The sequence below is a fragment of the Mesorhizobium sp. M0663 genome (assembly GCF_040320585.1).
Taxonomy (GTDB): domain Bacteria; phylum Pseudomonadota; class Alphaproteobacteria; order Rhizobiales; family Rhizobiaceae; genus Mesorhizobium.
In genome coordinates, this window is record NZ_JAMYPX010000028.1 from 20,496 (window position 1) to 42,724 (window position 22,229).

The 22,229-nt window shown below is 61.7% G+C and carries 25 protein-coding genes; 19 read left to right on the plus strand and 6 right to left on the minus strand.

All coding sequences use genetic code 11. The features are described from left to right. The first annotated feature begins 66 nt into the window (after positions 1 to 66). From NKI54_RS29665 to NKI54_RS29690, 6 genes are all read left to right on the plus strand, one after another. Positions 67 to 249, plus strand: coding sequence for a hypothetical protein (locus tag NKI54_RS29665; protein ID WP_023679139.1), 183 nt, complete (start codon positions 67 to 69; stop codon positions 247 to 249). A gap of 219 nt (positions 250 to 468) precedes the next feature. Further along, the gene (locus tag NKI54_RS29670; protein ID WP_352693171.1) at positions 469 to 1,401 is read left to right on the plus strand and encodes a sugar ABC transporter substrate-binding protein; all 933 of its coding nucleotides are present in this window, start codon (positions 469 to 471) and stop codon (positions 1,399 to 1,401) included. A gap of 67 nt (positions 1,402 to 1,468) precedes the next feature. Beyond that, entirely contained in the window at positions 1,469 to 2,524 is a 1,056-nt protein-coding gene (locus NKI54_RS29675; RefSeq protein ID WP_352693173.1) for an ABC transporter permease, read from the plus strand. 3 nt (positions 2,525 to 2,527) lie between these two features. Further along, positions 2,528 to 3,307 carry an ATP-binding cassette domain-containing protein gene (locus tag NKI54_RS29680; RefSeq protein WP_352693175.1) on the plus strand — a complete coding sequence of 260 codons (780 nt, stop codon included), beginning with the start codon at positions 2,528 to 2,530 and terminating at the stop codon, positions 3,305 to 3,307. Continuing rightward, the gene (locus NKI54_RS29685) at positions 3,304 to 4,263 is read left to right on the plus strand and encodes a cyclase family protein (RefSeq protein WP_352457239.1); all 960 of its coding nucleotides are present in this window, start codon (positions 3,304 to 3,306) and stop codon (positions 4,261 to 4,263) included. The genes NKI54_RS29680 and NKI54_RS29685 overlap by 4 nt, the downstream gene beginning before the upstream one ends. A 23-nt stretch (positions 4,264 to 4,286) precedes the next feature. Then, positions 4,287 to 5,762 (plus strand): amidase, encoded by a 1,476-nt coding sequence (locus tag NKI54_RS29690; RefSeq protein ID WP_352693178.1) that lies wholly within the window; start codon positions 4,287 to 4,289, stop codon positions 5,760 to 5,762. Positions 5,763 to 5,778: 16 nt separating this feature from the next. On the opposite strand, the gene NKI54_RS29695 is transcribed toward NKI54_RS29690, so the two are convergent. Beyond that, positions 5,779 to 7,065 (minus strand): ROK family protein, encoded by a 1,287-nt coding sequence (locus tag NKI54_RS29695; RefSeq protein ID WP_352693180.1) that lies wholly within the window; start codon positions 7,063 to 7,065, stop codon positions 5,779 to 5,781. A gap of 324 nt (positions 7,066 to 7,389) precedes the next feature. Here NKI54_RS29695 and NKI54_RS29700 point away from each other — a divergent pair, with 324 nt between their 5' ends. The 10 genes from NKI54_RS29700 (at position 7,390) to NKI54_RS29745 (ending at position 17,003) form a co-directional block, all read left to right on the plus strand. Next, entirely contained in the window at positions 7,390 to 8,793 is a 1,404-nt protein-coding gene (locus NKI54_RS29700) for a recombinase family protein (protein WP_352693182.1), read from the plus strand. 650 nt (positions 8,794 to 9,443) lie between these two features. Continuing rightward, positions 9,444 to 9,629 carry a hypothetical protein gene (locus NKI54_RS29705; protein ID WP_352693184.1) on the plus strand — a complete coding sequence of 62 codons (186 nt, stop codon included), beginning with the start codon at positions 9,444 to 9,446 and terminating at the stop codon, positions 9,627 to 9,629. 285 nt (positions 9,630 to 9,914) lie between these two features. Then, a complete protein-coding gene (locus tag NKI54_RS29710) occupies positions 9,915 to 10,484 on the plus strand; it encodes a hypothetical protein (RefSeq protein ID WP_352693186.1) in 570 nt (189 codons plus the stop codon). Further along, entirely contained in the window at positions 10,481 to 11,191 is a 711-nt protein-coding gene (locus tag NKI54_RS29715) for a hypothetical protein (RefSeq protein WP_352693188.1), read from the plus strand. Before NKI54_RS29710 ends, NKI54_RS29715 begins: the two co-directional genes overlap by 4 nt. 377 nt (positions 11,192 to 11,568) lie before the next feature. Further along, positions 11,569 to 11,754: a hypothetical protein gene (locus tag NKI54_RS29720; RefSeq protein ID WP_352693190.1), complete on the plus strand. Its 186-nt coding sequence runs from the start codon at positions 11,569 to 11,571 to the stop codon at positions 11,752 to 11,754. Positions 11,755 to 12,265: 511 nt separating this feature from the next. Then, positions 12,266 to 13,468: a plasmid partitioning protein RepA gene (repA, locus tag NKI54_RS29725; protein WP_352450316.1), complete on the plus strand. Its 1,203-nt coding sequence runs from the start codon at positions 12,266 to 12,268 to the stop codon at positions 13,466 to 13,468. A gap of 74 nt (positions 13,469 to 13,542) precedes the next feature. Then, positions 13,543 to 14,508: a plasmid partitioning protein RepB gene (repB, locus tag NKI54_RS29730; RefSeq protein WP_352693192.1), complete on the plus strand. Its 966-nt coding sequence runs from the start codon at positions 13,543 to 13,545 to the stop codon at positions 14,506 to 14,508. A gap of 156 nt (positions 14,509 to 14,664) precedes the next feature. After that, a complete protein-coding gene (gene repC / locus NKI54_RS29735) occupies positions 14,665 to 15,870 on the plus strand; it encodes a plasmid replication protein RepC (RefSeq protein ID WP_352693194.1) in 1,206 nt (401 codons plus the stop codon). Between the two features lie 228 nt (positions 15,871 to 16,098). Next, the gene (locus tag NKI54_RS29740; protein WP_352693196.1) at positions 16,099 to 16,488 is read left to right on the plus strand and encodes an antitoxin Xre/MbcA/ParS toxin-binding domain-containing protein; all 390 of its coding nucleotides are present in this window, start codon (positions 16,099 to 16,101) and stop codon (positions 16,486 to 16,488) included. Next, on the plus strand, positions 16,485 to 17,003 hold the full coding sequence (locus NKI54_RS29745; protein WP_352693198.1) for an RES family NAD+ phosphorylase: 519 nt from the start codon (positions 16,485 to 16,487) through the stop codon (positions 17,001 to 17,003). Before NKI54_RS29740 ends, NKI54_RS29745 begins: the two co-directional genes overlap by 4 nt. Positions 17,004 to 17,126: 123 nt before the next feature. Here NKI54_RS29745 and NKI54_RS29750 read toward each other — a convergent pair whose 3' ends face one another. Genes NKI54_RS29750 through NKI54_RS29760 form a run of 3 tightly spaced genes read right to left on the minus strand, consistent with a single transcriptional unit; the run spans position 17,127 to position 18,900 of the window. Further along, positions 17,127 to 18,260 (minus strand): site-specific integrase, encoded by a 1,134-nt coding sequence (locus NKI54_RS29750; RefSeq protein WP_352693200.1) that lies wholly within the window; start codon positions 18,258 to 18,260, stop codon positions 17,127 to 17,129. Next, positions 18,257 to 18,643, minus strand: a complete 387-nt coding sequence (locus NKI54_RS29755; RefSeq protein WP_352643884.1) for a type II toxin-antitoxin system VapC family toxin — start codon at positions 18,641 to 18,643, stop codon at positions 18,257 to 18,259. Before NKI54_RS29755 ends, NKI54_RS29750 begins: the two co-directional genes overlap by 4 nt. Continuing rightward, on the minus strand, positions 18,643 to 18,900 hold the full coding sequence (locus tag NKI54_RS29760; RefSeq protein WP_352693202.1) for a type II toxin-antitoxin system VapB family antitoxin: 258 nt from the start codon (positions 18,898 to 18,900) through the stop codon (positions 18,643 to 18,645). Before NKI54_RS29760 ends, NKI54_RS29755 begins: the two co-directional genes overlap by 1 nt. 169 nt (positions 18,901 to 19,069) lie before the next feature. Here NKI54_RS29760 and NKI54_RS29765 point away from each other — a divergent pair, with 169 nt between their 5' ends. Next, positions 19,070 to 20,074, plus strand: coding sequence for a DUF1403 family protein (locus NKI54_RS29765; RefSeq protein WP_352693241.1), 1,005 nt, complete (start codon positions 19,070 to 19,072; stop codon positions 20,072 to 20,074). 2 nt (positions 20,075 to 20,076) lie between these two features. Then, entirely contained in the window at positions 20,077 to 20,814 is a 738-nt protein-coding gene (scpB, locus tag NKI54_RS29770) for an SMC-Scp complex subunit ScpB (protein ID WP_352693204.1), read from the plus strand. Positions 20,815 to 20,846: 32 nt separating this feature from the next. On the opposite strand, the gene NKI54_RS29775 is transcribed toward scpB, so the two are convergent. Then, positions 20,847 to 21,371 (minus strand): RES family NAD+ phosphorylase, encoded by a 525-nt coding sequence (locus tag NKI54_RS29775; protein WP_352693206.1) that lies wholly within the window; start codon positions 21,369 to 21,371, stop codon positions 20,847 to 20,849. Beyond that, positions 21,368 to 21,754 carry a hypothetical protein gene (locus NKI54_RS29780; RefSeq protein ID WP_352450324.1) on the minus strand — a complete coding sequence of 129 codons (387 nt, stop codon included), beginning with the start codon at positions 21,752 to 21,754 and terminating at the stop codon, positions 21,368 to 21,370. The genes NKI54_RS29775 and NKI54_RS29780 overlap by 4 nt, the downstream gene beginning before the upstream one ends. Before the next feature lie 140 nt (positions 21,755 to 21,894). Between NKI54_RS29780 and NKI54_RS29785 the strand changes: the two genes are divergently transcribed. Then, positions 21,895 to 22,026, plus strand: coding sequence for a CBS domain-containing protein (locus NKI54_RS29785; RefSeq protein WP_352450421.1), 132 nt, complete (start codon positions 21,895 to 21,897; stop codon positions 22,024 to 22,026). Positions 22,027 to 22,229 lie beyond the last annotated feature (203 nt).

Sequence of the window (22,229 nt, forward strand, 5' to 3'; positions counted from 1 at the left end):
TTTGCATGCAAACCAGTTTTACGACGCTATCCTCCCATCCTCAACGGAAGATTCTGGGAGGAATGCATGGCTGCGCATGAGCAACATGCCGTTGAAATCATTAGGGACAAAGAGTGGTCGGTTCGCGTGACGGTCAACGGCACCACCACCACGGTCCCTTTTACATCTGAGAGCTACGCGCGTTCGTTCGCAGACGGTCAGGCGTTCCGACTGGGCGTTCAGGTCGCGGAGATCAAGAAGGCGGCCTAGCTGCGCGCTTGCCCCAAGAGCCCCACAGCGATTGAACCTCGAGTGACCAAAGCCGGTTGAAATTAGCCGTTGCGCGGCATAAGAGCTTGTGCCTATAGTTAGTACGTGGCTCGCACGAACAAACAGACTGACTGTGACGACCTGTAGATGGCGCCCAAGCTGGGCTGCTGCGCGGTCTGGAGGTGAGCCGGAACACTCGGTCAACAGGGGATACGCACAGTGAACCGCTTTCAGAAACTCTCGACCGCAGCGCTCGTCGCAGCATCCTTCACGTCGACCGCCCTCGCCACGAATGACAAGCTCACGATCGGCATCGTCACCTTCTCGACATCCGACGTCGACACAAACCAGATGGTCGACACGATGAGCCAGGAAGCCAAGTCTAAGGGCTGGTCGGTGGAAACGCTCAATGCCAACGGCGATCCTTCGCAAGCGATCACCAGCATCAAGCAGCTGGCAACCAAGAAGGTGGACGCCATCATCGTCACGGTCTTCGATTCGACGGGCCTGGCGGCCGGGCTCCAGGCGGCGGCGGACGCAAAGATCCCCGTGCTTTCGGCCGGCGGCGGCATGGCAGACGGGATCGCGCTATCTGCAAGTACCGGTGCTGCGCAACCGCTGATCGACTTGATGCTGAAGGACATCGGCAAGTCCGGAACTGTACTCGACCTCACCTACCATCCCGGCATTCCGTGCCGCGAACGAGCCGACGCCTTCGAGACGGCGGTCAAGGCAAATCCGGGGCTCAAGGCGACCTCGCACGAGATCAGCATCCCGGGTGCTGCCGAATCGTCGCAGGCCGCGACCAGCGCCTGGCTTGCAGCCAATGCTAACGCCAAGGGGCCGTTCGCCATCTTCAACTGCTATGACGACAACGCTATGGGCGCGATCGCGGCGCTGAAGCAGAACGGCCGCAGCGACGTGAAGGTCTATTCGTTCAACGCCACGGCGCCCGCTGTCCAGGCTGTCAAGGACGGGACGATGACCGCCACGCTCGGTGTCGATCTGACTTCGGCAGGCAAAATGCTAGTCGATCAGATTCCCGACATCCTGGCAGCCGGCGACCAGTGGAAGCCCAAATCCTTCGTGCCAGGCTATACGCTCGTCACCAAAGAGAACGTCGACAAGTTCATCAAGGACAATCCGCAGTAAGCTCTCCTGATTGTGGGTCTGGGCCGGACTTGCCTGGCCGGGCCGGAGTGCTGTCATGAGAGCCGCCATGTCCGCTGATCATTCCCTGCCCGAAACCCACGCTCCGGCAGAGGCGCCCCGCGTCCTGCCGTCAACGCAGACCGGCTATGCCTCGCCCAATGCCCGACAGCGGCGCGCGTTGCTCATGCGCCTGCTTGGAACCTACGGCACCATCATCGTGCTGGCGTCGATGCTGGGGATCTTCTCGGTGCTGGAGCCGGGGACCTTCGCAACCATCGGCAATTTTCGCAACATCGTAAACGACATGGCGATCGGCACCATTGTCGCGGCCGGCCTCACCGTGCCCCTCGTCGCCGGTGATTTCGACCTCAGTATCGGCTATGTCGCGAGTTTCTGCGGGCTGCTCGTGGTCGGGCTGTTGAGCAGCAGTGGCTTGCCGATCCTACCCGCCATCTTCCTTGTCGTCGGCCTCGGAACGGTCATCGGCATTGTCAACGGCATTGTCGTTTCGAAGATCGGGGTGAACGCCTTCATTGCCACGCTTGGCACGGGCACCATCGTCGTCGGGCTGAACTACGCCTATTCGGGCGGAATTCCGCTGCAGCTCACCCAATCGCGCGAATTCACCAATATCGCGATCGGCCGGATTGCCGGAGTGCCGCACCTCGTCATCATCATGGCCGTCGTGCTTGTACTGCTGTGGGTGATCCTCAACCGAACAGTGCAGGGCCAACACATCAAGGCCATCGGCGTCAGCCCGGAATCAGCGCGCCGCGCCGGCGTCGCCGTCGATCGCAGCCGCATCGTTGCCTTCGCCATTGCCAGCACCTGTGCTGCCATCGGTGGCGTGCTGATGGCCTCCAATCTCGGCTCCGGCCAGGTGACGGCGGGTGACAGCTTCATGCTGACGTCGTTCTCGGCCGCCTTCCTCGGCTCGGCGGCGCTGCGAGAGGGTCAGTTCCATATCCTCGGAACCTTGATCGGCGTGCTGACGGTCGCCGTCGGCAACAATGGGCTGGCCATGATCGGCGCGCCGATCTTCACTCAGTTCCTGTTCACCGGCTGCCTTCTCGTCGTCGCCGTAGCGCTCGGCGGTATTGGCCGCCGCTATGCGAGGGGATAGGCCATGGCGCAGAAGATGCTGCTCAGCCTGCGCCGGATCTGCCGCAGCTTCGGCGGCATCCAGGCACTCGATGACGTTTCGCTGGACATCGCCAAGGGCGACATACTCGGCCTCGTTGGCGACAATGGTGCCGGCAAGTCCACGCTGATCAAAATCCTGGCCGGCGCGCATGATCCGACTTCCGGCGACGTGATCCTCGAAGGGCGGCCGCAAAAGTTGTCGCCGCCGTCCGAAGCGCAACGCCTCGGCATCGAGACGGTCTATCAGGACCTGTCGCTGATCGGCACGTTCACTGCCGCCGAAAACTTCTTTCTCGGCCGCGAGATTGCGCTTGGCCGCGGCCCGGCGCTGCTGCGCTGGATCCGCCGCAAATCGATGGGCGACATCGCGATGCGCGGCCTCGAGGAACTGCACATCGAGATCCCCGGGGTGCGCAGCAAACCGGTGGATCGCATGTCCGGCGGCCAGCGCCAATTGGTGGCGATCGCGCGCGGTGCCTTTTGGGGCCACAAGCTGCTGCTGCTCGACGAGCCCACCGCGGCGCTCGGCGTACGCGAATCCCGTGAGGTGCTCGACCTCATCAAACGACTCGGCGCCCAGGGGCTGACGATCGTCATGGTCACCCACAATCTCGATCATCTCTGGCAGGTGTGCAACCGCGTGGTGGTGATGCGCAGGGGCCGCAAGGTCGCCGATCTCGCAAGTTCCGGCACCAACATGGAGGACGTCGTCGCTTATATCACCGGCGCCAGGCAGCCGGCGACCGCGCAGGCGGAAGCATGAGCGCGGCTGAAACGATGACGCTGCGCCGGCTGCTGGGCAATGCGCCGAGCCGCTGGGGGCATTGGGGTGCCGACGACGAGATCGGAGCGCTCAACTATCTGACCGCCGACGAGGTCAAGCGCGGCCTGGCGTCGGTGCGGGACGGCCGCACCTTCACCCTCGGCGTGCCGGTCGGGACTTCTGAGGGCGATGCCGTCTTTCCCGGCCGCTGGCCGGCGAAGCATTTCATGGTCGCCGACAAGGCCGGCTTCGAGAACGGTCACTGGCAACCGCTTGCCGGCGGCCTCGAATTCGCAGACGACTATATCACCAGCTTCGCACAGGCCGGCACGCATTGCGATGCGCTCGGCCACATGTGGTTCGACGACACGCTTTGGAACGGCTTCGCGGCAAGCAGTACCAATGGCGGCATGACCAAGGCCAGCATCATGCCGATCGCGGAGCGCGGGATCGTCGGACGCGGCGTGCTGCTCGACATCGCCCGGTTCCGCGGCAAACCGGCCCTTGAGCGCGCTGAAACATTCACGCATCGCGACCTCATGGAATGCGCCCGGGCCCAAGCGGTCGATATCCTGCCGCGCAGCATCCTTCTCGTTCGCACCGGCTGGGTCGGCGCACTGGCGGCGGGAAGCCAGCGCGTCGGCGATGGATATTGGGAACCCGGACTGACCTTCAGCCTCGACCTCGTGCGCTGGTTCGACGAGATGCAGATCCCCTGTCTGGTTACCGACACACTGGCCAACGAGACAACTTACGAGCCCGAGACCGGGTTGATGCTGGTGCTGCACGCCGCGCTGATGCGCAATCTGGGCGTGGCGTTCACCGAAATGGCATCGCTCGACCTGCTGGCCGCCGACTGTGCCTCGGACCGCCGCTACGAAGGCTTCTACTGCGCCAGTCCGGTCAAAGTGAGCAAGGGCACCGGCGGCGCGGCAAATCCAGTGTTCATCAAATAGCACCCAACAAGGTGGAACGGCTTATGACTTCTGCAGACGACCAGATCTGTTTCCTGCCGGCCACGGAACTGGCCCAGCTCATCCGGCGCCGCGACCTGTCGCCGGTCGAAGTGACCGAGGCCTATCTGCGCCGCATCGAGGCGCGCAACCCGGTGGTCAACGCCTATACGCTGGTTCTTGGCGACCAGGCGATGGAAGCTGCGCGGGCCGCCGAAAAGGCCGTGATGGCAGGCGGTCCGCTTGGACCACTGCATGGCGTCCCCGTCAGCATCAAGGACCTCGACGATATGGCCGGCGTGCCGACCTCGATGGGATCGTGGGCGGTGCACGACCGGGTGCCCAAAACAAGTGCCGTGGCGGTCGAGCGCCTGCTCGACGCAGGCGCCATCGTGCTCGGCAAGACCAACACGCCGGAGTTCGGCCATAAGGGCATCACCGACAATCTGCGCTTCGGGCCGACCAGCACGCCCTTCGCGATCGGCTACAATTCCGGCGGCTCGTCCGGCGGCAGTGCGGCAGCGGTCGCCGACGGCATGGCGGCCCTGGCGCAAGGCACGGACGGCGGTGGTTCGGTCCGCATCCCCGCCTCGTTCAGCGGCACCGTCGGCTTCAAGCCCTCTTTCGGCCGCATTCCTTCGGTGACTCGCCCCGACGCCTTCTTGTGGGGACATCCTCTGGTCCATATCGGACCGCTGACCCGCACCGTTGCGGACGCCGCGCTGATGACCAAGATCATGGCCGGGCCTCACAACCGCGACCCGTTCTGCCTGCCGGATCACGGCGTTGACTATGTCGGCGCCGTTGCCGGGCGGACGCCGAAACTGCGCGTGGCCTACAGCCCGCGACTGGGCAATTTTCCGGTCGAAGCCGGGGTCGCCACCGTCGTTGCCCGGGCCGTCGATGTCATGCGAGCACATGGCATTGAGGTTGATGAGGTCGAGCTCGATTTCAGGGCCGATCACAAGGAACTGGCGGCGCTTTGGGTGCGCACGATCTCGATCCACTATGCTGCAATCGCCGTGTACTGGAAACAGGAGGGCATCGACCTAATGGGCAAGCACGCCAAGGTGCTCACCCCGCAGTTCCTCGCCATGCTGGAGGGCGCCTACAAGGTGTCCGCCGTCGACCATGCGCTCGACGATCTTTTGCGCACCGGCGTCCTTGACGGCCTCGAGGATGTATTCGAAACCCATGACCTGATCGTCTCGCCGACGCTGGCCGTTCCGCCCGTCAAGAATGCCCCCGACGGCAACACGATCGGGCCGACATCGATCAATGGCGAGGCGGTCGATCCGCTGATCGGCTGGTGCATGACCTATCCGATCAACTATACCGGCCATCCGGCGATTTCGGTTCCGGCCGGCCTGACGGCGCCGGGCCTGCCGGTCGGCCTGCAGATCATCGGGCGGCGGCACGCCGACGAAACCGTTCTGGCGATGGCGGCTCAGTTCGAGCGTATGCAGCCTTGGTTCCAGAGCTATCCGGGGCTCGCTGGATAGTTGGGTGTCGGAACACCTAGATCGGAAGCTGCAGCAGCTCGGAAATCACCAGGCCGGCTGCGCCTAGGAGGGCGGCCCGGTCACCTGCATCGCCGGCAATAAATTCGATCGCGCCGCCGGGTCGTGACGGAACCATGGCGCGGACATGCTCCGCGATTGCGCCGAGCAGGCAATCGCCGCCGAGCACGACATCGCCATGCATGATGAAAATGTTGGGCGCCACCGTCTGCTGCAGATTGGCGATGCCGACGGCGACGTTGCGGGCATAGCGGTCGAGCAGCTCAGCCGCTCCCGGCAGCCGCCGCCCCGCCATGTCGACGAGGCGGGCCGAGTCGATCAGGTCTGGCTCGGGCAGAGCCGCGCGGGCGGCCTCGCGCCGGAGCCAGCTCAAGGTGGCAATGGTGTCCCAGCAGCCGCGCCTGCCGCAGCGGCAGGGCTCGCCGTCGAGCTGCACGAAAGTGTGTCCGAGTTCGCCGCCTGCGCCTGCCGTGCCACGATAGAGGTGCCCGTCGAAATAGAGTGCGCCGCCCAGCACCTCGCCCGTGTAGACGACCGCGAATTGCCTGACGCCGCGCCCGGCGCCGAACCAGCGGTCGCCGACCAGCAAGGCGCGCGGATGATGGTCGAGCTTGACCGGCAGGCCGAAGCGTCGCCCGAGATCGTCAGCGAGCGGGTAGCGGTCGAGCGCCGGCGCGAGATTGACAGCGACGATCGACCCGCGATCGGTGTCAACCATGCCGCCGACGCCAACACCGATCCCGAGAGGCGTGCGCCGGGCCCTGGAGAGAGTGTCGCCGACGCATTCAGCGATCGCCTCGATGATTGGCCGGACGGGCCCCCTGCCGTCCGGCAGGGCCATCTTGCGTTCCGATTCGATCTTGCCGTCGAGCGTCGCCACGCAGGCATGCACGGCATCCGGCATCAGCAGCACACCGCAGATCGGACGGGCATTGGGCGAGAACCACAGCGGCCGGGCCGGCTTGCCGCCGCCCGGACTGGGAGGAACCGGGTCGCTCTCGACCAGCACCTGATCGTCGATCAGCGGCTGCACGATTCCGGAAATGGTGGTGCGGTTGACCCCGGCCAGGCGAGCCAGTTCAGCCCTGCTCGTCGGCCCAAGATCGAACAGGGCCTGCAGCACACGGCCGCGATTGGTCGAGCCGACCATCGAGGACGACAGCAGCGCCTTGCGCCGGCGCGAAACCCGCTCCGCGCCGGACGCATCGCCGGGCGGCGTGAACAGAGCGCTGCGTCCGCCATTCGGGCGCCCATCGTCGGTATCGTCCATCGTCGGGTTTTTCATAAGGGGCATCCTGCCAGCTCTTCTAACCCAGGACCTTACCGGTTTCGAGCACTTTGTGCGAGCAGGCAACAAACTCGTGCATTGCCAGGAGGGCAAGGACTTGCGCGAGTGCGGGGAAAAGCTGCCCCTTGATTCTGCTGCCAAAACCCCGTGGGCGCCCGCACCTCACCGCATCCCTTTTCCGGTCGTTGCGCTGTCCAATCATCCGTTGCTAGGAGATCTGCGCTCCCAATTTCGTGGCCGCCGAATGGGAATTCACAGAATGCGACAGAGTTCTGAAAGACATTTCGTGTCTCTGGGATTGTTCAAGCCCAAGGAGACCCCATGGCTTTCGAGTTGCAGACAGCGCCCCCTATCCGTGCGGCGCAGTACATTCGTATGTCCACTGAACATCAACGCTATTCGCTGGAGAACCAGGCGATGGCCATTACAGAGTACGCGGAGCGGCGCGGATACACTATCGTCCAAACCTACGAAGACGCTGGGAAAAGCGGCCTGAGCATAAGAGGTCGCGACGGACTGAAGCAGTTACTGGCCGATGTCATGACTGGCCAAAAGACTTTCTCGGCAATCCTCGTTCTTGACGTCAGCCGCTGGGGCCGCTTTCCGGATACGGACCAGTCCGCTCATTACGAGTTTCTCTGTCGTGACGCAGGCGTTGCGGTGGAATATTGCGGCGAACAATTCGAGAACGACGGCAGCATGGTCTCTGCAATCCTCAAGAATATGAAACGGGTGATGGCAAGCGAGTACAGCCGCGAGCTATCCGCAAAGGTCTCCAGAGCGCACCTGCAGCAGGCTCGTCTCGGATTCAGCCAGGGCGGACCTGTGCCCTACGGCGTCAGGCGACTGTTGCTGGATAAAGATGGGGAGCCCCGTTACCTTCTCGGCTCTGGAGAACAGAAAGGGCTCGCTGGCGACCGCGTTCTCCTTGTGCCCGGCCCGCCAAATGAAATCGAGCTTGTTAGGCGCATCTTCAACATGTTTGTTGCTGAAGGGCAGAGCATGGCCGGCATATCGGTTCGTCTGAACAAGGAAGGAGTGCCCTCCACATACGGCGATGTGTGGACGACCGGGCGCGTCGCATCCCTCCTCAAAAGCGAGTTGATGATAGGCTACTATGTCTACAACCGAACGTCGCACAGTATGAGTAGCCAATCCAAGCCAAACACTCCCGATAAATGGGTCCGAATCCGGGTCATGGAGCCGATTGTAACGGTTCAAATATTCGAGAGGGCGCAACTCGCAAGGGGAAAGCGCGGGTACACCTATACAAAGCCCGAAATGCTCAAAAACCTAAAGCGGCTATTGAAAGAAAAGAAACGACTCAGCCTCACCGTGATCAATGCTTGTCCGTATACTGCGTCAGGACAGTGCTATGTCCGGCTTTTCGGCAGCTTGAAGGCGGTCTATGCGGCGATCGGCTACGTACCGGATCGGCGGGGAGCTCTGCGAAAGTACTCGGACGAAGAGCTTCTAGACGGATTTCGGCGGCTGCGCGCCGCTCACGGGCACCTCACCTTGTCGCTGATTAATGCGGACTCCGATTTGCCCATCTACCGTGTGTTCAAAAAGCGGTTTGGCTCGATGGCCGCGGCCTATACGCTGGCTGGCTTTCCAGGACTGGAGTCGGAGCTAAAGCTGAGCGCGGTAGCGCGTATACGGCCCAGTGGCCCGGAAAGGCTGCGACGCGACGTCTCAAATGCTCAGGGCGAAAAAGGCGCATGATACGAACAGACCGAAGCTGCGGCTCTTGAATGAGGAGCCCCGACTCTGTTCGTCACGCAGCCGTCCCGCCGCTCCCACCTGATCTCGACTAGGGCGGCGGAACGGACGGTGCCAGCTCCTGCCCTACAGGCCCGCACCTCTCCCATGCGCTCTGAACGGATCAAACCGAAGCGCCATAACATCTGAACATAGACCGATTGGGGAGATCCCAGGGTGCGGTATGCTGAGATCGTGGCGGGGTCGAGCGGGCCATAGCTGGGAACCTTACCTGGATTGCGATTTTTGCCTGCTCCTAGCGTCGAAGAGCCGTCCGGTTCACCAAATGCCAGGAAGATGCTGAAGCGTTCCCGCGCGGTCGTCTGCCCTGTGGAGAGGCCTTGCATGGGAGAACCCGAGAATCAATGCAAGGTGCGCCGCACACCTGATGGCGCATTGCGATATGTCTGCGAGAGCCAGGCGCGGCCGCGAGACAACATGGGGACCGCGTTGACGCTCGCCTTCTTGCGGAGCGTGGCGGCAGACTTCGCCTGAGGCGTCAATACCGATTTCTGGGAATAGAAATCTCAGGGCGGATAGGCAAGCTGGCGGTGAGGAGTTGCCTGCCATGAGCACACTGACCTACCGACTTGCGGGGGACTAGCGGAAACTGGATGGTTGTCTTTGAACCAGACGAATTGCATCTTTATATTGAATGTGTGGCACCGGGGACGAGCACCGACGCGACCAACTGGATCAGCGTTGATGATTTTTTCGCACGGCGGCCGACCGGCTCTGCTCACAGCCAAGCGATCGAACGCCTGGTCGAATTGCTGCGCCGCGCGCTCGACGGGGATTAGCCTCACCTCGCAATGATGCATTCCGCAACGTGGCCAGAACTCGATATTTTTTTCGGGAAAAAACAGTAGGCGGAACTGCAATGTTTTTCGATGAAGGCGCCGAAATTCAAGACGGATCAGCGCAGCGGGATCGCCTTAATTAAAACGCGCACTGCTCTATTCTGAATGCGGTCGAATCATTATTGGGCCACGTAAGCTGCAGGGATTCTTGATTCCTTTGACAGAGCCGCACTCCCCGTGTAGGTGTCCGTGGTCCTCGGACAACGGACAGCGGATCGGAATCAAATGAAAAGCCAGGACATCGTCGTCCTGCTCAAGCTCATCAGCCTTCAGGAGCAGGAGAAAGAAAAAGGTGTCGAAACTCTGCGCTCAGAAGCGCAGGGCCAGGATCCATACTCGGTCCGCAATCTGGCGTCTTCTCTTGGCATAAGCAAGACTGAGGTCAATGCATCCATAAATCGAAGTCTTGCCTCCGGTATCGCGGCCAGGGATAGAGATACGGGCAGAGCCAAGCCGAGCCGCAGGAACCTGCAGAATTTCATCGTGCACGGGTTGAAGTTCGTTTTTCCAGCGAAGCCTGGAGCAATGCAGCGCGGAATCCCGACCGCTTTTGCGGCGCCCATCCTAAAGAACGTGCTAATAAGCGCTGGCAGCTACATCTATGTGTGGCCCTATGCCAGCGGCCGCGACATGGGACAATCGGTGACGCCGATGTTTAAAAGCGTTCCTGAAGCCGTTCAAAGGGATGATCGGCTGTACGAGTATCTTGCCCTTGCGGACGCAATAAGACTCGGAAACCAGCGCGAGGCTGGCCTCGCGGCGGAGCGTCTTGCGGAAAGGCTCGCGCAGAAATGACCAGCATCCAAGGCCAGCTACTAGCAATGCTAAGGGCTGTCGCGGAAGCTCTAGGCGATGACCTGCGCAAGCGTCTTGTATTCGTCGGCGGATGTACGACCGCTCTTTTCATCACCGATGCCATCACGCTCGAGGATGTCAGGGCGACTGACGACGTCGACCTAATTGTCGATCTGGCCGGCTTTTCGGAATGGGCGCAGCTCCTGGAACGGCTTCGAGAGCGGGGTTTCTCGGAGTCACCCAACGACAGTGTCATTTGCCGAATGCATCTTGGCCGGATCAAAGTCGACTTCATGCCGGACGATTCCAAAATCCTCGGATTCAGCAATCGTTGGTATGAAGCGGGTATTGAGACGGCGGTCGATTGTCCGTTGGACGATAAGCTCATCATCCGTCGCCTGACACCGGCACTCTTCGTCGCGACGAAGCTGGAGGCATACCTTGGCAGAGGTGGAAAGGATCTGCTTTCTAGCCGGGATGCCGAGGACATACTCTTGATCGTCGACGGTCGAGAAGAGTTGGTTGCTGAGCTGGGAGGCGCGGAAGACGAGGTCCGTACCTATATCGGCGACCAGTTCAAAGACATGCTTGCAGCCCCAGATTTCGACGACTTTCTGGAAGGCAATATCAGAGGGCCCCAAGGCCGGGTCGAGATTGTGCGCCAGCGATTCATCGCGATAACCCAATATGCCAGCGGCGGTGGCTGACCTGGTCTTCGAAGTCGACTGGACACCAAGCAGGACACAAGAACTCCGGACAACCGCGACCATGGTCGTGTCGGTACACGCGCTGGCTCCGCGTACTGGCAGCGATTCTGGCGCCTCGAGCCAGCTGCTCGTAGCGGCCCTAAAGCGCCGGCTGATGCGCTGCTTCGGGGCCGTTGACTGAGGATGAAAACGGTCCTGATGCGCAGCTTGAGGTTTCCGGCCTGGTGGGCTGCGGATGTGAACGCGTCGCCCGACGCCGTGGCGGCCCTCGCCGATCCGGTCGCGGTGTCCTTCTGACGGCCCGGCGTTTACATTCACTCAGTTTGCAACTGGGCTTCTTCCGCACTTCTGCCGGGGAGCAGGACCGGTGGCGTGGTATGTTGAGCGATGAGGAGGACGACACCGAACTGCCGTGGCACCGGCGTGTCGGTGCTTTCGCCGGAAGGCATGGCGAACTCGACGACGCCGCTGCTGCCATGGTGACGCAGGTGCTCGAAGTCCAGTGCGCCACGGTGTTGAGAGCGAGCTTTGCCGCTATGGGCCGGGGAGAGTTCTCCGCATGAACTCGAGGCTGTCTCGTTCCGGAAACTATGCTTCCAGATGTTGATCGGGCTTAACCTCGGCCTTGAGGAGGGCTTCACCCACTCCGTCAACGGTCTCCCCTGACGGTCTTCATTGTAGTCGGCTATTCCGATATCGGCCTCGCCCCCAGCCGGTTCGCTCTAACCGACAACGAACCCAACCGGCCACGTGCCATCGGATCCGGTGCCCTGCCCTGCCCTGCCCGCCGGCACTTGCATCCCGCCTCTGAGTGTGCCCGATTTACTGCCGTAAATTATGATCCTTATGACAGAGAAAACATGCCGTTAGCTTGGATAGCAAGACAGTACCGCGCTCAAAAAACTGAGCAGCTGCCTTCGTGATGGCAAGAGCAGCTAGCAGCAAGAAAAGCCGGTCAGTGACGTTAACCTTTTGTTAACCCAAAACTTCTTGCCGGAGCCGGCCGAATCGGAGCTTAATGGCGCTTGTTGAGTGAATTGCTCACAAAAAGCGCCAATTCAGGTTTCGACAGAAATGAACATCTCCATGCGGCTGCCACGCTTCGAGTTCGATGACAAGATCCTCGAGCAAGGCGCAGAGATATCGCGGCGGCTTAACCAGCTCCGCATGGAAAAGTTTCCGCCAAATGCAACAAAGACACTTCGCCCTTTTTCGCTGGCGGAAGTGGCCCACTACCTCGGGGTCTCGCAGAACAATCTCAAGCGCCTCCATCTGGAGGGCAAGGGCCCCCTGCCCGAGCAGATACCTTCGGGACGCCGTTCCTATACCGCCGAACAGATGCTTGAACTGCGTCATTTTCTGGATCGGCATGGCAGGACCGAGGTAAAAAAATACGTCCCGCACCGCAAGCCTGGAGACAAGCTCCAGGTGGTTGCTGTCGTCAATTTCAAGGGCGGCAGCGGCAAGACAACAACGGCTGCCCACCTCGCCCAGCACCTTGCGCTGACCGGGCACCGCGTGCTTGCCATCGATCTCGACCCGCAGGCGTCACTTTCGGCCCTGCATGGCTTCCAGCCGGAACTCGATCGCAATCTCTCTTTGTATGAGGCGATCCGGTACGACGACGAGCGCAAGCCGATATCCGACGTGATCGTGCCTACCAATTTTCCGGGCCTGGATATCATCCCGGCCAACCTCGAGCTGCAGGAGTATGAGTACGACACGCCGCTTGCCATGCAGGACAAATCGTCCAGCGTTGGCCGCCAGTTCTTCACCAGGATTGCAAAGGCCTTGTCCGAGGTCGACGAGCGCTATGATGTCGTCGTGGTCGATTGCCCGCCGCAACTTGGCTATCTCACCTTGACCGCCATGTCGGCGGCGACGTCGGTTCTCATTACCGTCCACCCCCAGATGCTCGACCTGATGTCGATGAGCCAGTTCCTGCTGATGCTCGGCGGCATATTGAAGACCATCAAGGCCGCCGGTGCTGCGATCGAGCTGGATTGGTTCCGCTATCTGATCACGCGCTACGAACCCACCGACATTCCCCAGGCACAGATGGTCGGCTTCATGCAATCGATGCTTGCCGGCCAGATCCTTGAGAATCCCATGCTCAAGTCGACGGCAATCTCGGATGCAGGACTGACGAAACAGACGCTCTACGAGGTGGAAAAGTCGTCTTTTACGCGTTCGACCTACGAACGGGCACTTGAATCGCTGGACGCGGTGAATTCCGAGATTGTCGCGCTAATCCATCGCGCATGGGGACGGTCATGACGCATTTTACGGCAGTAAAAAGTGGGGATTTTGCTCGTGAAATCAGCCGACTAGCTGCGAATCGGAGTGATTGAATGGCGCGCAAGGATGTATTCGGCAGCGTGATGGGCCCCGCGACGTCAGTCGCCGACAGCGGGGATGTCTCGGGCTATGCGGTTCGTGGGGCATCCCGGTCGATCATGCAGTCATTCGAGGAGCTCTCTAAGAGTTCGGTCGTCGATCTCGATCCGGCGTTGGTCGACACCTCATTCGTCTCGGACCGCATGGACGATGACGATGAGGCATTTCATGAGCTGCTGGCGGCGATTCGCGAGCGAGGGCAGGATTCTCCGATTCTGGTCAGGCCCCACCCGGATAGTTCCGGCCGGTTTCAAACCGTCTTCGGCCACAGGCGCGTCAAGGTCGCACGCCAGCTGGGCAGGCCCGTTCGTGCAGTCGTCAAGAAGATCGGCGATGAGGACCATGTCATCGCGCAGGGCCAGGAGAATGCTGCCAGGGCCAACCTGTCCTTCATCGAAAGGACGCTTTTTGCCGATCGCATTCTCAAGCGGGGCCATTCGCCGGACACGGTGAAGTCGGCCCTTGCGCTCGATGATACGACCTTCTCGAAAATGCGCTCCGTGACCAACAACATTCCCGAGCAGGTCATTGTGGCCGTCGGCGCAGCCAAGAGCATAGGCCGGGACCGCTGGTGGCAGCTTGCCAAGCTCATGGAGCATCCCGGGACCGCCGCACGGGCGGCAGAGTACGTGACAAGTGCCGATTTCGCCGAACCGGGCAGTGACGCTCGTTTTGCTCGTCTGTTCGATTTTTTGAATGCGCCGATGAAGCAGCCGCGAGCCGCATCGAAGCCTCAGGAAAAGGCCTGGGTGCCCCAGGACAAGTCGGTCCGAGCCAAGATCACCGACACGGGAAAGGTGTTTACGCTTGCCTTGAAGTCAAAGGATGCATCGCCCTTCGGCGCATTCATCGCCGACAAGCTGGACGAGCTTTTCGAGGCTTTCAGGGCATCGGAAACGGCAAAGAAAACAGGAGACTGAAATCGCAAAAGAAAAAGGCCCCCGAACGTCACCGTCGCGGAAGCCCTTCTCACGTCTGTAGCAAGCTGAGAATCGCATTTCCCCGAATCACTGTCAAGAGTCGTTGGCGTCGTTTCGACGAGCAGTTTTCTTTTGCCTGATTGAAAGGCGAGGGAAATGGAAAGTGGTTATGCGACGACGCCCTTTGGGCGGCGGCCGATGACGCTTGCCTTGGTGCAAGCGAACACGGCATCACGAAAGATTCCTGAAGGGGCCGCCGTCGAGAAATGGCAGGTGTATCGCTGGCTGTGCGAGGGCAAGACGATCATAGGCGTGGGAGATCGCGCCCTGGCCGTCCTCAGCGGACTGCTGTCGTTCTATCCGGACGATCAGATCAGCGAAGAGAACGGGCTGATGGTCTATCCCTCGAACGCGCAGCTGTCACTGCGGGCGCACGGCATGGCCGATTCCACGCTGCGCAGGAATCTGGCCGAACTGGTGAATAGCGGACTGATCATCCGCCGAGACAGTCCAAACGGCAAACGGTTCGCTCGCAAGGCAAAGGGCGGCGCAGTCGAGGAGGCGTTCGGGTTCTCGCTGGCGCCACTGCTTGCACGGGCCGCGGAGTTTCAGCAGGCTGCCGAGCAGGTCCGCGCCGACAGCCGGGCGCTCAAATTAACGCGGGAGCGGATCACCCTCCATCGGCGCGACATTCACAAGCTGGTCGAAGCCGCGATCGACGAGGGCGCGCCTGGCGACTGGGGAACCATTTGGAGGCGGTTCAGAGCAATCGTGGAGGCTATTCCTCGGCGGGCAGGGCTGTCGGAGCTGGAAGCGATTCTTGCGGAGCTCTCCTTGCTTCACGACGAAGTGGATATGATGCTGGAAAGCTTCATGAATTCCACGAATCCTAGCGGCAATGAGTCCCAAAACGAGCGGCAGCAATCTGATTCAAACACAGACTCCACTTTTGTATTTGAACCAGCTTTAGAACAAAGCAGGGCGACGGTCGAACCAAGAACGGCCTACGCCGAGAAGCCGAAAGGGTTTCCGATAGGACTTGTGCTGAAGGCCTGTCCCGAACTTGCCGACTATGCCGCCCACGGAATCGCAAGCTGGCGCGATTTGATGATTACCGCCGCCCAGGTGCGTGGCTACCTTGGCGTGTCGCCCTCGGCGTATGAGGAGGCTTGCCATGTGATGGGCCAGGAGGTCGCCGCGATCGTGATTGCCTGTATCCTACAAAGGGCGCAGCATATCAACTCGGCCGGGGGCTATCTGCGCGTGCTGACCGAAAAGGCGAGGGCAGGACAGTTCTCGGTCGGACCCATGCTGATGGCAGCGCTTAAGGCCAATGGCACGACGGCAAGAATGACCGGCTAGGCGCTGGAAATTCTTGTGCGTAATGCTGCCGTTGTTGGTGGTCCGCGCGCGGTCGAGGAGGCGAATGGCAAGATGATGTTATGAGATCGACGTGCCAAGCAGCTCGCAAGCTGGTCTACGCAATCAGAAGCCACCAACCAACGTCATGCGCCTGCGGGCTTGAAACCAGTCGACAAGCGCCATATGTTTTGCACAGTAAACGCGGCTGCTAATACGACAAGGAACTCCATGGGGCAGGCCCTCAAGATATCCGTGCAGAATGAGCCTCTGGTTTTGTCCTATATGGACCGGGCCGGGAAAATTGCCGTTGACCAGGTGGCCGACAGCTTTGGAATGTCCAAGGGTCAGTTGGCTCAGACAGCCGGGCTTGCCCGTGAAACCCTCTATCGGCTGGAGCGCAGCCGCACGGCCAAGACGCAGAGCCGTCTGCGCGAGATGCTCGAGATCATCAGCCGCGTGACGGAATGGGCCGGAGGCAAGGAACAGGCCATGGCCTGGTACCGAGCCCAGCCGCTGCCGGCATTCGGTGGACGCACCGCCGAAGCCCTCGTGAAGGACGGCAAGGCCGCTGCTATTCGCGACTACCTCGATCACATGGCCCTGGGTGGCTTTGCTTGAGGTTTGTCGGAACCTGCTACAGGGCGCATGATCCACGTTGGGCATTCAAGCCGAGTTCCGGTGATGGAGCGGCGATCAGGGGCGCTCGATTCAATCCCAAAGGTGTGCCCGCGCTGTATCTGGCGCTGACCGTCATGACGGCTGTCAAGGAAGCCAACCAGGGCTTCGCGCATCGCATCGATCCCTGCGTGCTGTGCTCTTATGAGGTGGACTGCGAGGACATCACTGATCTGGCAACCGAGCAGGGGAGGGGAGGATCTTCTGTCACGCTTGCGGACATGGGCAGCGCCTGGGCCACGGCTCTCAGCAACGGCGAGCGACCTGCATCCTGGTCTATCTATGACCGGCTGCGACCTCAAGGCATCGCTGGAATACTGGTGCCGAGTTTTGCTCCGGGCGCGGAGACGGAGGACCGCAATCTGGTGCTATGGGACTGGGGCCCCGATCTTCCGCACAAAGTGAACGTGTTCGATCCGAGCGGTCGGCTGCCGAAAGACCAGCTGTCCTGGCGATGAAGACGGCCCCCGGGGCGGTCCCGACAGAAGTGACCCAATTCATTTGGCGAGAATGCCTGGTCAGGCTGGAGGGCGTGCGCGGATCGCGAGACGCAAGACGGCAGGGGAGGGGCTTTTGCCTCCTTAGAGCCCGGACGCCTTGGTCAGGTTGATGCGGAAGCGATCTCTGCGGCGCTGATAGCGGCGGGTCATCTCCGCGGAGGCATGGCCGAGCTGTTTTTGCACATAGCGTTCATCGACCTCGGCCGACGAGGCGAGGCCGGCGCGCAGTGAGTGGCCGGCGAATTTCTTGGCCCGTTCGCCCTCCGACAGATCGCCGCGCACGCCGGCGGCCAGGGCGGCGCGCTTGACCAGGCGTGCGACCTCCTGGTCGTTCAAGCGATCGGCACCGACGGCTCTGCCTTGACCAGCAACGCGCCGGAACAGCGGTCCGTGCGCAATGCGCGCCAGTCTTAGCCAGGTCTGCAGAGCGACCACAGGGCAGGTGGCGTCGGAGGAGCCGCGGCCGATTTCGACCTCGCGCCAGCCTGTTTTGCCGCGCAATGTGACAAGCAGACCCTTCTCGGGAAAAATCTCGACCCAGCCGCGTCCGTCCTCGGTCTGGTCCCTGCCGGCGTCGAGGCCGACTATTTCGGATCGGCGAAGGCCACCGGCGAAGCCCAAAATCAGCATGGCGCGGTCGCGCAGACCACGCAGCGTGCCGCGGTCGAGGGTCTCGAGCATGGCGATCAGATCCTCGGGCAGGATCGCTTCCTTCTGCCGGGGAGGGGAGGCGTGGGTGTTGCGAACGCCAGCCATCACGGTGGCGATATGCCGGTCCTTGCGTTCCAGCGGCTGGCCGCGCTGGGCAAAATTCCAGGAGAGCGACGAAAGCCGGCGCTCGATGGTTGAAACGGTGTTGGGCCTTTTGTCGCCAGTGGCCGTACCTGACGCGCAGGCGGCGATATAGAGCCCGACGACCTGAGGATCGGGCGGGAACATCTCGATGCCTTGGCGCCGGCACCAGCTCGAAAAATGCTTCCAGTCGGCTGCGTAGGCGCGGCGCGTGTTGGCCGAACTCGCCGCCTCGATATAATCGCGCGCGCGGCCGGCGAGCGCCTCAAGATGCGCAGGCAGGCTGGGATTGGCGATGGCTGGAAGGGGAGGGGACGAGCCGCAGTCGGCATCGCCCATCTGCATGACGACGTCGACCATGTCGGGCATGTCGTCATCGCCGGAAGCAGCCGATGATCTTGGAGCGTCGTCAGTCATGCTCATGCCACTTCGATATCCGTTTGAGAGAAGTCCTTGCCGACGAAAAGCAGCGGTTCGTCCGCACGCTTTGCCAAAGCATAGGAGAGGCAATCGGCAAAATTCAGCGCCGCCGGGTGGTGGCCCTTGCCGTAGGTCAGCCAACCCTGGGTCGCCAGATCAACCAATTCGGAGTCGACAGGAATGATGTCGGCCTCGATTTTGCGCAGCCAAAGATCGATCTCGGCCAATACGTGTTCGCCGCGCCTGCTGACCAGCACCATGCGTGCCTCGAGCACGCAGGTTGCCGGGACCAGACGGATTGGGTCCAAGATCAGCGCTCGTTCCAGCCTTGCTGCCTCAGGCTCGCTCCGAAGGATCGCTACAACAGCTGAGGTATCGATCACCATCAGTTCGGGATTCCATGCTCGTCATACCCGATGATCTCCTCGTCGCTGCGACTATCTAGTTCAGGCAATCGTGCCACTCTTTCTCGGATGGCGCGCAATTCTGTCAGCAGACGCTCCTGAGCGGTCTCTCCAAAGCCCAAGCGATGCAAGCGATCGCTAAGGGCCTGATGAATGGCTGCCGTCTTGCTGATGCCCTGGCGGCGTGCGAGTTCGTCGGCGAGAGCCACGGTGGCCGGATTTTTGATGTTCAGAGACACGAAAGACTCCAAAATTCTACCTTTCGGGTGCATTCTACCATGGCTCCGAAGGCTCGTAAACAACGAACGATAATGCAACATTATCGTTCGTTGTGGAGCTACGACGGGCGCGGCGGTTTGTTCGCATTATCGTTGCCAGAAGCGCCGCGCTCGTTCATCCTCATTGACGATGATTCTTCGCCCCAAGCCGTCGCTCCGCCACAATGCTCACCCTGCCGGGATCGAACTGGTCACCACCGTGGCGCCGGTGCCGTCCTGGTTGCGACGGGCGGTCGACGGCCCGCAAAGCCTTGACGAGGCTGCGGTTGTGGCAGGCGCAACGATCGGCGCGCTCGACGCTGTCGTGCGCCGGCAGGAGCGGTGGGCCGGGGCCTGGCGGCAGCGCTTGGCGCTCGCGGCGGCAGCTTCGACGTCGCGAAAGGCGGGCCGCGTCGAGGATGACGGCGCCCTGCGTGACGCGGTGTGTCTGACCCGTCCCGGCGATGACGTCGGGCCGGCCGGCCGCATCCTGCTCGCCTGGCGCCGGCTGACTTTGCTGCCGGCAGAGGATCTGCTGACGGAAGCTGTGCTCGCCGCCGCGCTGGACGAACTCGGTCACGGAGGCGACGACGAGGCGGTGAGCGATCTGATCGAGGATCTCCGCCAGCTTTCCGGGGCGGAGGGCGTTGTCGCGGTGCTGACCGGCGCCTTCGCGGCTGCTGAGCGCCATGGCTTCGGACGCAGTTTCGGGTCCTGGCTCGCCGACGTCCTGCTCGCGCAACGGCTGGGCTGGCAATATGCGGTGCCGCTGCTGGGAGCGCAGTCAGGATCGGGCGGGTACACGCGTGGCGTGCGACCGAGAATAACCAGCCTGGCGGAGAGGGACCAGGGGCCAGGCCGGGAGAGCGTGCAGAGCCTCCTTGTGGCTCAGGCGCGCGCCGCGCTGCGGGCCGTCGAGCTTTCGGCCGAGCTCGATCGTCGTGCCCAGCGGCTCATCGCCGTTGCACCGAAGCTGCGGGCAAAGGGATCGGATGCTGTAGTCGAAAAACTGCTCTCCGACGATGCGATTGTCGCGTCCCAGCCCATTCCTGGCATGAGCGAGCGAGGTCTGCGGCGCCTGTTTGACAGGCTGGTCGACTTTGGCGCCGTGCGAGAATTGTCGGGTCGGCCGACCTTCCGGCTCTATGGGCTGTAGCGATGGCGGACCGGACGGGAAGTCAGCGAAAGGATAACCAGCGCTTGCTGGTCGATACCGAACTCGAGCACCTGCCGCCGGAGCTGCGCTGGCGTGAATGGATGGGCCGGATTGAGGCGGTCATCTTCGCCGCCAGCGAGCCCGTCATGCGTGAGACGCTGGCGCGGGTCGTCGGAAAGAGCTGCAACGTCGATCTGATCATCGACGACATTCGCGAGGAACTGCGCAACCGGCCCTATGAGCTCGTGTCGGTCGCCGGAGGATGGCAGCACCGAACCAGGAAAGCGTTTGCCGACGTCATTCGCGGTGCATTTGGCACAGCAACGGGCCAGGGCGCGGATAGAACGCGGTCAAAACCCCTGTCGCAGTTCGAGGCGCTGGTGCTGATGTGCATTGCATACTTCCAGCCGATCACCCGTGGCGAGCTGTCATCCTTCTTCGGCAAGGAGGTTTCACGCGATCTGATTGGCGTACTGCGCGAGCAGGAATTCATCACCTCGGGACCGCGCAGCCCACAGCCCGGCGCCCCCTACACCTACGTGACGACCAAAGCCTTCATGTCGCACTTCGGTTTCGACACGCTGCGCGACTTGCCCGATTTCGAGGCGCTCGAGGACGCCGGACTGCTCAGCAAGGAGAAGCTGCTGGCGGGAGAAATTCCGGCCGGGCTGGCGAGCGAGGAGGAGGAAGGCGAAGAGGAAGAATTAGAGGCTGACCGCGTTGAGGACCAAGTGCCCTAGAGGTCGTTGCGCCCTTGGCGAGAGGCGGCAATTCAGGACCAGGACGACTGATCGTGCGGCAGCCGATGATCGGGATCATGGACCGCGACGCGATCCTCTTCGACAAGATTGGCCGAGAAGATCGCCAGATTGGTGCCGCCGGCATGGCGCAGCGACGGAAACAGGATACCGCGAAGCCCAGCCGTGATGACCAGGTCCGCGAGCTTCCACGATGGCGGGACGTTCCTGTCGATGCGGGCGATCTGGCGCCACGCACAATCCCATCCTTGCCAGATGTCGTCCCAGACGTTTGGGTCGAACCCCTGCGAAAGGTCGGCGACCTCGGCGAGCGTGATCTTGTAGGCTGCAAGGGTGGCCGGCGGGATGATGCTGGCGCTCTGCTTGTATTCATCGAGGGCCGTTTGCGGCGCGCGTGACAGGTAAAGCGCCTCGACGCCCGGTCGATTGAAGCGGCCGCCGTCGATCGCCGCGCCCGCACCGCTGATGGGCAGGAATGCCCATTTGGGTGTCAGATAGCGGTGAAAGATCTCGTCCGGGCCGACGTGGGTGATTCTCACCCGCGCGCCCCGTTCTCGAGATCCCTGATGAAGGCCAGAACCGCCTCGACCTGGCCGTCCGCAACGAGCTCGGCCGCCGTGCGATGGCCATAGTCGGCGATGGGCTCGTTGCGATACCAGTAGATCGCCTTGTCGACGTTACCGGTGAGTTCCGTCGCGGCCGAAATCACCTTCACCATTTCGCGCATCCGGCCCTGCAGGCGTTCCGATGCGGGATTGCGCAGCGTGTTGCGATGAACACCGGTTAACTGCGCCAGGTTGGCCACCTTCACGCCGAGGGCCTGCGACAGGCGTTTCGGCGAGATATAGGGCGTGCGTGGTTCCTGCAAGCTATCGACAAAGCCTGAGACCACCGCGGAATGTGCGAGCTGTGCGTGGGTCATGGCAAATCTCCGACCTCTCATACGCACAATATATGCACATTAAAGCGCATAGCAAGTGAACAGAGGCCTTTCCTCATAGCGGTTGCCGCCCGGAAAATGCGGGCCGACTATCTCGGCGCCCTTCCGGTCGGGAGAATGACATGCTGGTCGGCATGGTGACCGACCGCGATATCGTGATGCGCGGTGTCGCCGAGGAGCGCTCAGCCGGCAACACGACCGTTCGCGAGGTCATGTCCGAGCATGTCTATGCCATTTGCGGATCAAGCGGATGATGCGCTTGTTGCCGATCCTGTGTTCGATGAAGCGAACCAGCCTTTCCGGACTGACCGTCCCGAAGAAGTTCTGGGTGTCGGCGTCTACGATCCAGTTCACCTCCCGTTGGTCAATCGCGATGTACAGGGCATCCAATGCGCCGTGTGGTCCTCTTCCGGGCCGGAACCCGTAGGAGAAACCGCAGAAGTCGCCTTCATAGATG